The organism is Eubacterium sp. AM46-8, assembly GCF_003466705.1.
Lineage (GTDB): Bacteria > Bacillota > Clostridia > Lachnospirales > Lachnospiraceae > Lachnospira.
This window is the reverse complement of sequence record NZ_QSEU01000005.1, coordinates 79,891-92,832: the sequence shown is the minus strand read 5'-3', so window position 1 is coordinate 92,832 and position 12,942 is coordinate 79,891. Positions and strand designations below refer to the sequence as shown.

The following is a 12,942-nucleotide window of genomic DNA, read 5'->3' as shown; positions in this document are numbered from 1 at the left end:
GTAATTACACATACAACCAGCTATTCCTTATCCAGCATAAATACAGCTTTTGTAAGTGAGAAATTCTTATTATAATATGGGTCTCCTGCATCAAGCTGTTTTTTCCATTTCTCCTGAAATCTGTCTACTTCGCCCTTGAATCTTTCCATTTTTTCTGCTGTATCATCCAATCCTCTTGACTTTGATTCATAGTGATACCACTGTGAAAATGCATCATATACAACAAGGTATCCTTTTTCTCTTACCTTCATGCAGAAATCCACATCGTTAAATGCAACTGCATATTCCTCAGAGAAACCACCCACTTCATTATAAAGCTCCTTAGAAATCATCATACATGCAGCAGTAACTGCACTATAATCACAACTTAAGAAGGCTCTTGCAAAATAACCCGGGTCACGTTTATCAATTCCTACGCATGCATGTCCTGCAACTCCACCAAATCCAAGAATTACTCCGCCATGCTGAACAGTATCATCATTATAGAAAAGCTTGGCACCGACAATACCAACTTCCTTACGCATACAGTTTGCAAGCATATCTTCTATTGATTCTGGGTTAATGATTTCTGTATCATTATTAAGAAGTAAAATATACTCACCATTAGCAAACCTGACACCAAAATTGTTAATTGCAGAATAATTGAATTCTTTCTCCCATTTAACAACTCTGACATTATCATACTGTTTCTGAACAGAATCATAATACTCAAATGTTTCTTTTTCCGTACTATTGTTTTCTACAACAATAAATTCAATGTTTCTATATGAACTCTTCTCCTGAACAGAATCTATGCACAATTTAAGATCAGCAATATGATCCTTGTTAGGTATTACAATTGAAACTAATGGGCTGGATTCTCTTTCATACTTTACTCTGTATGTACAGAATACTTCACTCATTATTACCTCACCCTTAACACCAACTCTGTCAAGGTGATCCTGTATAGCCTTCTGTCCTGCAACATGACAATAAGATTTACTCTGTGGATTAGCAGCTGTTGAATTAGGATGCATTCTCCAATGATAAAGAATCTTAGCTACATGCGCCACTTTTCTTGATTTCTCATAACATCTTAAAATAACATCATAATCCTGTGCACCATCATATTTCTCTTTAAACCCACCTACTGATGTAATAATCTCTTTTTTAGCACAGAAGAAATGTGTGATATAGTTGTTTGATCTTAATAAATCAAGATTAAAATCCGGTTTAAAATGCGCTTCAACATTTCTCCAGTCAGGTCCAAGGATCTTATCTTCATCTGTATATACAGCATCAACTTCCCTGTCCTGAAAACATTTTACAACTTCATAAAGAGCATCCGGCTCCAATGTATCGTCATGATCAAGAAGCCCTAATACATCTCCATCTGCCATGTCAAGTGCAGCATTTGTATTTCCAGCAATACCTCTGTTACTCTCAAGAATCTGATATTTTACTCTCTTATCCTTATCAGCATACTCCTTAAGAGTCTTTTCAAGAGCTTTGTTTCCGCCGCTTCCATCTGCAATACATAACTGCCAGTGTGGATATGACTGGTTCACTACAGAATCAATCATCTCTCTTAAATATTTTATTGGAGTGTTGTATGTTGGCACAACAATGCTGATAACAGGTTCATAGTCAAACTTATGTTTTGCCTGTTTTTCAAGCTCTTCTTTTGTGACTTTATGTTTTTCAAACCAATTCTGATAAATAACCTCCTGTGATTCTTCACCATTAGTTATCATTCTATAGGCTTCTTCTCTTAAATCTCCAAATCCGTGCTTAAATCCATATCCAACAAGATGTGCAACATTACCAGGTGTTGCAATTGATGTAAACTGTCTTATGTGTGCTCTCTTTCTTGCTCTTGCCTGTTTCCTGATTTCCGAGAATATATCAGCATCTTTTTTATATCTGCCCATACTAAGATGAATAACAGCGTCTTCTTTATCAGTTAAAATCTCTGTTTCAAAGCCTATTTTATCTTTAGGATCATCTGCATATCCTCTCATATAAAGATCTACTCTGTTAAAATATTTGCTTGTATGCTTAAGCTCATTTCCAGCTTTATCTGTAAATTTTACTGAAAGATCTCCACCATGTCCTACAGCCCATCCTGTAACCTTTAATCTTGCTTCTTTTCCTTCAGAGTTGATAAGAATTGCCTCATCAATATTATATTCTATAGCTGTCTGGGCAACTATATTTTTGATATTTCTTTTATTCATCTCTAATAAAAGCTCATCTTTTCCAGCATTCCTTACCCTTAGCTGCAATGTTTCTATAGCTTCATATCCATCTATATCACTCACAAGATTGAAACCTATTCTTTTACCACTGCTCATATTGTTCTGGCTTGCGATATCAAAACGGTCTACTCTCTCAAAATGTGATTCTACTTCACTGCCATCTACAACTACATAAAACTGATGGTCATCTATCTTTCCACCTGTATACCATCCAACAATATGTGCATGAAGCTTATTATTATTTTCACTAAACTGAATATTATCTATATATTTACTTTTATTCATCTTTCACTCCAACCTTTTTGAAAACTATCTTATCTTTGAAATATCCCAATCATGTGAAACAAGTGCAATTCCCATATCTTCCAGACTTGAAACTATCTCAAACTTTGCTGCATGCTTAAGATAATCTTCCGGAAGTCCCTCTGAATACTCTATACTTATATCGAGATAATACTGTCCCTTAATAAGCGGCATATCCTTAAATGTGAGGCTGATAGTTCCATCCTGTGTTATTTCAAAATTCTTGAATTTGTCTATTCGTGTATCTGTACCATATACATATACACCATCAATTCTATTAATTTTTACACCGATAATAGCATTCTCAACCGGATTGTTGACATGATAATCAAACTGTACTGTCATATTGCCACCACATTTGAATATTCCCTGTTCGTCTCCATTATCATCTAAAAGTCTGACATTAGTACACCTTACATTACCAGTTCCAAAACGGTTTTCATCTTCAAGACCAGACTCAATTCTTTGCTGTTTAACTCTTGCTCTTTCCTCTTCATCCATTCTCTCATTATTCATATAGTCAAGATACTCAAGATGAACAGACTTAGGATCGCCCTCTTTTTCAATCCTGCCATCCTTAATCCATATAGACCTGTCACATATCTGCTCAATCTGACCCAAAGAATGAGATACAATTACAATAGTTGTTCCCTGTCCTTTGATTTCTCTAATCTTATTAAAACATTTTGTCTGAAAATTCGCATCTCCAACAGCAAGTATTTCATCCACAAGAAGTATATCGGCATCAACATTAATAGCTACCGAAAAGGCAAGTCTCATATACATACCCGATGAATATGTTCTTACCGGATTATCAATATACTGGCCTAATTCTGAAAAACTTATAATATCATCCAGTCTGGCATCAATTTCCTTCTTTGTAAGTCCAAAAATAGATGCATTGGTGTAGATATTTTCTCTTCCTGTCATATCTGGATGAAACCCTGCTCCAAGCTCAATAAGTGAAGAAACTCTTCCATGCATTGTGATTGAACCAGAGTCCGGATAAATAATTCTTGTTAACATCTTAAGTGTTGTACTCTTACCACAACCATTCTTTCCTACTAAACCGACAGCTTCACCTCTTTTAATAGTAAAGCTCACATCATCAAGAACAACACGGTTTTCGAATTTGTTTCTCTTCCAGAAAAGCATTTTTTCTTTTAATTCTTTTCCCTTATCATAGTAAACCTTAAAGCTCTTAGTGACATTTTTTACTTCAATTGCTACCTGATTTTCCATGGTAATCTCTCTTTCTATATGCATATATCTGTTAAAATTCTTCTGCAAATCCTTTTTGAAGCTTTGTAAAAAGCAATTCTCCAATAACAATAAATACAATTCCCATAACAAGTGATAATAAAAGGTCGCTTAATTCCGGAACAACTTTATAATAAAGAATCTGCCTGTATATCTTAATAATTGATGTCATTGGATTAAGGTTAAACATTGTAATCAGCCATTTACCAACATGTGCATTCTCAACAACATCAACTCCATACATTACAGGTGTAAGATACTGCAGTGCCATGACAATAATTCCAAGAATATATTGCAAATCCCTAAGGTATACTGTTACTGATGCTACGATAAGTCCTACACCAAGGCAGAGAATATATTCAACTATCATAACAACAGGAAGGCACAATAACGCAACCGGATTAACTCCCCTTCCCGAAAAAATCAGGACAACAAATATAACAAGAAATGTAAGAAGCATATTCACAAATCCACTTGTTACAGTTGCAATAGGCAGTACTTCTCGTGGGAAATATATCTTTTTAACCATTTCTTTATCTCTTAAAACACTTGTCGAGCCATCCTGTACACTCGATGCAAAGAACATCCATGGCACAAGTGCAACAAATAAGAATATGTAATACTGCTCGTATTCCTGTTTCATAATAATAGAAAACACAAGTGTAAATACAACAAGCTGCAACAAAGGATTTAAAAACGTCCAGAAAAATCCAAGAACTGAGCCCTTATATCTTCCTCTCAAATCCTTTCGAACAAGACTTATTATCATTTCCCTGTATTCATATATTTCTTTAATCTGATTCATACTCTCTCCATTCTGCTGATTAAAATGCCGCGTACATAAATCCACTGTTATCTGTTACATAACTAAGTATTATTATTGCAGCAAAAAATGCATAATATACCGTCCATCTGACCGGCAATGGCTTTAACGCAAGAGCTTCTCTTACATTAACTCCCATTTCTTTAATTATACTGACAATTAAGACAACTATACACCCGATTCCTATTATCACAAAATCTCTTGTCTCTAATCCAATTGCAGCAAATGTCTGTGTATTCACCTGTGCAAAGTCAAGATTTACAATAAACATCTTTAGTGTATTTATTGCGCTATGCATTCCACTCACACTTACATCAAATACCCATCCTATATTTATAAGTATAAATGTTCTTAATATCTGAAAGCCTTTCCATATCCTGCTTTCAGAATTAATATGAAATACCTTAAACGCTTTCTTATAAACTGGGGATAAAAGATTACTTAATGCAATTATAACACCATTATACAATCCGTATACAATATATCTTGCCTCTGAGCCATGCCATACACCAACAATAAAGAATATCAGCAAATTTGCAAAACATATTGGAAGCATTTTGCCAAGATGATCTCCTAAATGCTTCTTTCCCCATTTAGCAGCCTTATTAGACCACTTGGATAAAGAAAATGGATAGAATATATAATCCTTCATCCATGTTCCCAGTGTAATATGCCATCTACGCCAGAATTCTCCTATGGATTTAGAAAAATATGGTTGTCTGAAGTTTTCGTCCATACGGACACCAAACATCTGTGCAGAACCAATAACTATATCAATTCCACCGGAAAAATCCATATATAACTGTACTGAATACATAAGAAGTCCTATTATTCTTATCATTCCATGAAACTGGTTGATATCTGCAAATGCAGCGTTTACAAATACTCCAGCTCTGTCTGCCATAATAAGTTTCTTAAAAATACCCCATCCTATTCTCTGTATTCCAAACTGGATATTCTTCAATGAATATTCATTTCCCTCAAAAAGCGTTGGAGCAAGTCTGTTATATCTTCCTATTGGTCCCTGCATTATCTGCGGAAAAAACGATACAAACAGTGCAAACTTAAAGAAATTTTTTTCGCATGCATATTTCCCCTGATATATATCAATTATATATGACATTGCCTGAAATGTAAAAAAAGATATTCCAATTGGAGCAACTATTGTAAATAATGAAAACTGTTTCCGGGTTCCAACGGCTCTTAATATATAGTTAGCCCCACTTATAGCAAATCCACTATACTTTATTGCTGCAAGCATTCCAAAATTAAGTAATAAAGCAATAACAAGATATATTCTTTTTTTATGCTTTATCTTATTCTTGTAACTTTTCTTTTCTTCTCTTGACAGCACCTGTTTATTCTGTGCCAGATACGCATCAGCTCCATTCTGGATACGTTCAAGCATGATTCCTAACAAATAAACCGTTATTGTCGTAAATAAAATAAACACTACTGCCTTAAGTCTGTATGACAGATAATAAATATAACTCATAACGAGCAGAACTGTCCATCTGTAATTTTTAGGAATCAGATAATAAAATACCAGTCCTATTAATAAAAATACGAAATATACTGTAGTTGTGAATGACATATCTATTCTCCTATACTCTGATACATCTTTTCATATGTATCATAAAATAATCTGAAGTATCAAGCGTCTTTTTCTCATCCTCTTCAAGAACCTCTGCTAATACAGCTGAATATCTATAAGCAAGCTCTCCTCCCATATGTCCTTCTTTATCGATAAATCTGTATCTTTAGTTTCTAACACTTCTTGTAAGCATAAGTTAAAATCATAGTATCTGACACCAAGTTCATCAAATATCATTCTCAGCTTTCTGTAAGCCTCTTCTATCCCAAGTCTCTTTTTACTTGATGGGGTTATAGGTGATGTCACACAGACTAAGTCAATATTATTATCTTTGCAATATTTGACGAGTTTTCTAAAATATTTTTCCGGGTAAGGATTAACATCTTGTTTTTCAATACCCATCTGACCTTTGACATACTCCTCTCCAACCGGATTTCCTGCCGGAAGCGGTAATGCAAAGAATCCCTTACCTGTATATGGACCACCTGCATCACTTGTATCAAGTGAATATATATTGGCAGCCTTATAGTCTTTCGACATTTTCTGTTTCACATTTGCTTTTATGTCTTCTAATTCGTATTTATATACAAATTTTTTAGTAAACGAATTTCTGAAGTCCATCATATCTGTATTTTCTATCAGGTACTTCCACTTTACCGGTGAAGTCCAGCTATACTGGTTGTACAGAAACGGCTCAGCAAAACATCCTTCACCAAGATTTCCATACCAGTAGTTATAATCTATATCCAGTATAACTTTTTCAACATCGTTAGTTCTGTTAAGTTCCTGTATAAGATAATATGAATCTTTTATTGTTTCTCCTGGTATAGACATATTTAATACCCTGTCATCCGAATTTTTCTCAATAGCAGCCGGATCTATCGCACACCTCGCATGTGATGCACCAAGAATAAATACATTCTCGTTATTCTCTTTAGAATCTGCTTGTCTGATTATATAATTAATATATCCCGTTTTGCAAAAAGAAAATCTGATAATGCCACAATAACTATCAATCCTGCTATAAATATCAGACATTTCATATACGGCTTTATCTTCTGCTGCATGATTACTCCTCCATCTACACATCTATACCATTATAAAAACATAAGATCATTTACTCACTATATATATATTTTCTGCCTGTTGCTTTCAATGTATCTAAATCTCCTGCATATCCTTCCTGATAAAATTCCTCAAGAATCTCTTCATGTTCATACTCAAAATAAAGATATCTGCGCTTTCTTTCGTCTCCCTCTTTATAATCGAATACTTCCTCACCCGTTGCCCCATCAAGAAGTCTTGAAAAAGCTTCCTGTAAATCATCATAAGATATAGGAGCTTCTGACACCGTGTAATCATGACTTTCATTCTTTCCTTTTACGAAAAGAACCGGATGCTGTCTGTTTCTTGGTCCATAAGAAAGCCCATATCCATGATCAGCCATAACAATAATAACAGAATTATCATATACACCATTTTCTTTAAGTTTCTTAAGATATGCATCTGTCATTGTCATACATGCTTCTACATTCTGTGCATAAGTACCCTCTTCTATTCTGTTCATATCTTTATCAAAGACAAATGGAACATGTGCACCCCATATATGTATAAACTTAAATGTTTTGTCATTAGTTGTTGTTACTTCAGAATTCTTAGCTTCATCATAAAATGTTTCGTTATCATATGTATATGCCTTACAATCATCAGGATTAGCTCTGAAATCCTCAAAATCCTGTGCTCCTACCATGCAGAATCTCTTTAGTACAAATGGTGCATACTTATATCCGCTTATCTGTATTTCCCTCTTTAAAAATGTGAAATATGAACTTATTCCTGTTTTATTCTTTATAATGTTACTGAATTTATACAGTTCCTCATCTGTTGTATATAATTCTGGCTCATAAAGAGACATTTTATAACCTTTCTGGGTTAACTTTGTAAGAAAAGGTGAATTAGTATATGCATCTGCCGCATATTCCTCAAAAGGTCTCTCATTTTCATACCATATTCCTGATAAAATAAATGGAATCGATTGTTTGGTGAAAGTATATCCGCATACTGTATTATCATAATATGTAAAATCTTTCATTATCTCCGCATATTCAGGATGATTTTGGGCAACCTCATTATATGTTCCACCTTCCATTGCATCCAACAGTAATATTATAAAATTGGTGTCTGAAGACATCTCAAACTCATCTTTGTCTGTAACAACCATTTCATAATCTTTATCAGCCACCTTAGTTGTAAGAACTACAGTTACCATAGTAACAGCAATCATAAGGAACATACATACTGATACTATACTTACTGCTTTTCTCATAATTACCGGCTTGAATTTTATTGAAAATGCTATAACTACTGCTGATACAACAACCCATACAACAATAGTTTGATATCTTCAGATATATAATCCTTCCATACTGGCTGTGTACCATCTAACCCAGGAAGATTCTTAACAAGAAAATTTCCCTGAATGTATGAACTTATAAATGCTATAAAATACATTGCAAGTCCAATATTATAAACCTTTGTATTAATTAAAAACATTATGCCTAATATAATAAGGCTTCCAATAAATAAAAGCACAAAAAGGCATGCCACAACCGGAATCAGCTGTTTTATCTCAAACCAGAACTGATCCTGATTGGAATAATATATCTCTATTGGTGCAAATACCATAAGCATAAAACTTGCTGCTAATGACACCAAAACAGCAGGAATAAAATCTTTTATATTCTTTTTTTCTTTCTTTTTATCCATTTTTACATCCTCATATATCACACTTAAAACTTACTAAAAACATGTATTCCACATTCCTACCATAAAAAAGTAAGACATTATACTTATTGATACCACTGTCATTACATTTTTATTAATCTTTATCTGAACTCCGTCAACCCCTGTAAAATATGCTGTCGGGAACAGGATAGGCAGCAGATATCGCGGCTGACATCCTGCAATATAGTTAGCACCAACCTCCGTAAATGATATATATAAGGCCGTTGCTACTAAAACTATGCATACTGCAGCACTAAAGAAATAAGCACCTCTTACACATGGCATTTTTATCTTTTTCTCATCCCTGTCAATATACATCAGTACAGCCATTAACATCAAAGTTATTGTTGTTCCCATTCCATAACCCATGTATGCCATTGAAGTAATAAATTCTTCAGCATAGTCAAGATCAAGATATTCTTTAAGGAAGTTTAACAGAGTTCCTGTATACTCACCCGGATTAGAAAGTATATATTTAATCTGCTCTATAGAATTAACATCTTCTCCCCCTCTTGTGTCACCGGTTCCTGAGGAACCAATAAGCATAGGAAGCAGGAATGTCATCATAAGAAATACTGCTACACCTACAATTAATGTATAATATATCTTTCTTTGCTTTTTATCAACAAATTTATCTTTTGGCATAAATAAAAGAACAAACATCAACACAAAATATATTGCTTTTGGTGCTATTCCCAGCAAAAAGCAGATATTCATCATTATCATATTTTTATATTCTAATTTCTTATCCCGGTTCTGAAGTTCAGAAATAAAGAAAGAATACCCCAGAGTTGTAAACCCTATTACCCAGTAATCATATGACATTGTAGATGCCATAAACATCGTTGTGGATGATAGTCCAATTACAGCCAGAAGAATCTTACCATTCTTTAGCTTTTTAATTGCGAAATACATTACCAGAACATATGTGAATAATATTACCATTTTAGAAAGCATAAATGTATGGAAAAATGACAGTCCCAATGCCCTTCCCATAATTATGCCAGCTGCCGCCGGAATATATGCAACAAATTCTTTTCCGATTTCACTTCCAAATCTGATATCTGTTAATTTTAATTCATATTGATATTCCACATCATTAAGAATTGCTTTGTATTCTTCCTCTGTTATTTCTCCCTGTGAATACATATATGTTGCCGCCTGTGAATCATAAAATGAGCTTTCTGCATTATACTTGGTATTATCAAAGGCATCTGCTATTGAAACACTTCTTAAATAATGAGTCTCATCATCCCATGTTACAAGCAGATTTCTTGGAGAAACCATTATATAAGTAATCCCCATTATAAGTGCTGCTGCTGCAAATATAACCTCAACACGCTTATATGCTATCTTTCCGCACAACACAATTGCAAATATAAGTATTCCAGCTCCCATACAGAAATACATTCTAAGATATGAATAACCGCCAGATATTCTGCTTAATATAAGTTTTTCCAATAAAACAGCTGCTATAATAATAACCACAAAAAGTGCTGTATATAACAGCACCTTTTTCCGGTTATTCTTTAATGCTTTAATCTGATGCATCTTATTGCTTATAAACATATCAATATAATCAGATACTGATTTAACATATGTAAGAAATAATGGCATTCCAATAACACCTGTCAGGCTTATTACTGCTACCATAACTTTATTTTCCATGTACTGAATTCCGTCCAGTACATAGCTCTGTTAAATAAAAATACTAATATCAGCATTATTATAAATGTCACTATCAGTTTTTTCTTTTTACTAATCACCTTAACCTCTGCCATTATATCCTCCGATGTTATTACATTCTAATCAACATTTATCTCTTCTTCGAATGGTCCGAATTCTAATATTTCTGATAAGTGATTCTTTCTTTCGCTTTCAGGTGGAATCACCATATAATCACCAAACATACGCTTTAAATATACATCGTTATTCTTTGGTATTTTAACAACAATATCCTCAAAAGGGCCTTCTGCAAGCGGAAACAAATCATCATATCTTATGGCCTGCTTTAACGGATGCATCTCTCCAAAGAAACATGATACCCACTCTGTCTTCTGTCCATTATATTTTGTTGCACTCTTTAAATATCTTTTGTTAATAAATTTTCTTGAAAAATGAGTCCACTTAAGAATTCTGTTAGCTATTATACAGATTGCACTTACAAGCTTTCTCTTCCATCCCTTTAGAAAAAGAACCGGTCTGTCAAACTCGCGTAAAATTCGAAGTTTACTCCAGAAAAACACTGACATAGTCTGTCTTTTTCGTGCCCCTTTATCATCAGGAACATTATCAAACGGATAAATTGCCACATCTATCCCCATAGGAACATTAGCATCTCTAAAAACAAATGGTATATTCTTTGTTCCTTTTCTTGCAATTTCAGCATTATAAAACGGAAATGTTTTATAAGAATCTATATCTAATACATTATATTTGTCACTATATTTTTCTCTTATTATCTTAATTATCTTGTCATAATCTTCTCTTAGCATTCCTATATCAATATCATCATCCCATGGAATAAACCCCTGATGTCTTTCTACACCTATAGCACAGCCGGCAAATAAGAAATATTGTAGATTATTTTCCTCACATATTTTTATAAAATCTTTAAAAACTGACAATTCTGACAGCTGTAATTTCCTAAGTATTTTAGGGTCATACTGTTTATTACTATTCATTTTTTGTGTTCCTCCTGGTCTGAATAATGATATACACTAACAATAATGCCGCCAGCAATGATACAAGTATCAGATATCCTAATGATGCTCCCGTAAGTCCCATTCTTACTGTCATAGTATCCATTATTAAAAATGATACCAGACATACTATGATATACAGAATTGTCATATATTTTTGCTTACGCATAATTGCAAGAACATAATAAAAAATAATATTAACTGCATTAATTCCACCACACAATAATAATAATAGTAGTGTAAGTTTATATTTTTTAAGATTAACTCCGTACAGCCATGATAAAACCGGAATTCCTAATATATATGCTCCAACCTCACATACGAATGTAAATCCTGTTATTATTAAAATCATTTTGCTTATAATATGCCAGAAATTTTTATATTTTTTTTCATAATAATTAACTGCCATAGCGGTCTGCATTGGCTTAAATATTATTCCACTAAAAAGGTTAATCACCATATTAGGCATAAAAACTGCAGTGTAATATAATTGTGCTTCATCACCAAGAACCCTGTCAACTGACAGCTTTGATGAATTAATAATGTAAGTACTAAGAAATGTGCTGACGGCTAGAGGAATACACATCTTTACAAGTTCCCATAATCTTTTCCTGTCCCCTGTCATTCTTACACTTACACGTTTAACAGCAATGCTGATATCAAGGAGCACAATCATTCCATATGCAACTACATTCATAATAATAAGTGCCAGTATAAGGTTTTTGCTTACTGCAACAGCTATAATAAGAACCAGTATGCTGAAAAAAATTCTGTAAAATTCAGACTTTCCTGAAATATCTATTCTGTCTTCCTTCTGAAATTCTCCTTCAAATGTATCTGCTATAGAATCTGATATCTTATATAAGCAGACAAGCAATATAATAATTACCTTCTGTATATCATAATTATTAAATACAACATAAACTATACTAGCCAGAAATGTTATTATACACATTACGATTCTTAATGTCAGATAATACTTAAAAGAATATTCATTTCTTACATCTGTAACCTGAAATGTTCTTATTTCAAAATAAGCAATTGTAACAAGCCACTGTGCAATTGATAAACCCACTGAAAACATTCCAGCCTGTGTTTCTCCTAATAAACGGCTTATTACAATTGTCATTACAAGTGTTGCTAAAGCAAAACAGGCTGTTCCCATAGTAAACCAGATATATTTATATTTATCATCCGGTTTTTTGTCAACACCCATTATTTTGTATATAAAATTCATTC

General features: G+C 33.5%; 12 protein-coding genes. All 12 read right to left on the bottom strand.

Annotation, left to right across the window (positions count from 1 at the left end):
* Window positions 1-20 precede the first annotated feature (20 nt).
* Genes DW963_RS04925 through DW963_RS04880 form a run of 12 tightly spaced genes read right to left on the bottom strand, consistent with a single transcriptional unit; the run spans window position 21 to window position 12,940 of the window.
* Window positions 21-2,522: a glycosyltransferase family 2 protein gene (locus tag DW963_RS04925; RefSeq protein WP_117914079.1), complete on the bottom strand. Its 2,502-nt coding sequence runs from the start codon at window positions 2,520-2,522 to the stop codon at window positions 21-23.
* A gap of 24 nt (window positions 2,523-2,546) precedes the next feature.
* Complete coding sequence (locus DW963_RS04920) at window positions 2,547-3,782, bottom strand: ABC transporter ATP-binding protein (protein WP_158568618.1); 1,236 nt, start codon at window positions 3,780-3,782, stop codon at window positions 2,547-2,549.
* Window positions 3,783-3,813: 31 nt separating this feature from the next.
* Window positions 3,814-4,605, bottom strand: coding sequence for an ABC transporter permease (locus DW963_RS04915; RefSeq protein WP_117914078.1), 792 nt, complete (start codon window positions 4,603-4,605; stop codon window positions 3,814-3,816).
* Window positions 4,606-4,624: 19 nt separating this feature from the next.
* Window positions 4,625-6,217, bottom strand: a complete 1,593-nt coding sequence (locus DW963_RS04910) for an MBOAT family O-acyltransferase (RefSeq protein WP_117914077.1) — start codon at window positions 6,215-6,217, stop codon at window positions 4,625-4,627.
* Between the two features lie 10 nt (window positions 6,218-6,227).
* Window positions 6,228-6,353, bottom strand: coding sequence for a hypothetical protein (locus DW963_RS13565; RefSeq protein ID WP_286169030.1), 126 nt, complete (start codon window positions 6,351-6,353; stop codon window positions 6,228-6,230).
* On the bottom strand, window positions 6,314-7,306 hold the full coding sequence (locus DW963_RS04905) for a hypothetical protein (protein ID WP_117914076.1): 993 nt from the start codon (window positions 7,304-7,306) through the stop codon (window positions 6,314-6,316). Before DW963_RS04905 ends, DW963_RS13565 begins: the two co-directional genes overlap by 40 nt.
* Window positions 7,307-7,334: 28 nt before the next feature.
* Complete coding sequence (locus DW963_RS04900) at window positions 7,335-8,543, bottom strand: sulfatase-like hydrolase/transferase (protein WP_117914075.1); 1,209 nt, start codon at window positions 8,541-8,543, stop codon at window positions 7,335-7,337.
* A gap of 35 nt (window positions 8,544-8,578) precedes the next feature.
* Complete coding sequence (locus DW963_RS04895; protein WP_117914074.1) at window positions 8,579-8,983, bottom strand: hypothetical protein; 405 nt, start codon at window positions 8,981-8,983, stop codon at window positions 8,579-8,581.
* Between the two features lie 33 nt (window positions 8,984-9,016).
* On the bottom strand, window positions 9,017-10,654 hold the full coding sequence (locus DW963_RS04890) for a DUF2142 domain-containing protein (protein ID WP_158568617.1): 1,638 nt from the start codon (window positions 10,652-10,654) through the stop codon (window positions 9,017-9,019).
* Window positions 10,648-10,782 carry a hypothetical protein gene (locus DW963_RS13560; protein ID WP_286169028.1) on the bottom strand — a complete coding sequence of 45 codons (135 nt, stop codon included), beginning with the start codon at window positions 10,780-10,782 and terminating at the stop codon, window positions 10,648-10,650. Before DW963_RS13560 ends, DW963_RS04890 begins: the two co-directional genes overlap by 7 nt.
* Window positions 10,783-10,806: 24 nt before the next feature.
* On the bottom strand, window positions 10,807-11,685 hold the full coding sequence (locus tag DW963_RS04885) for a LicD family protein (RefSeq protein WP_117914072.1): 879 nt from the start codon (window positions 11,683-11,685) through the stop codon (window positions 10,807-10,809).
* Window positions 11,678-12,940 (bottom strand): lipopolysaccharide biosynthesis protein, encoded by a 1,263-nt coding sequence (locus tag DW963_RS04880; RefSeq protein WP_117914071.1) that lies wholly within the window; start codon window positions 12,938-12,940, stop codon window positions 11,678-11,680. Before DW963_RS04880 ends, DW963_RS04885 begins: the two co-directional genes overlap by 8 nt.
* Between the last annotated feature and the right edge of the window lie 2 nt (window positions 12,941-12,942).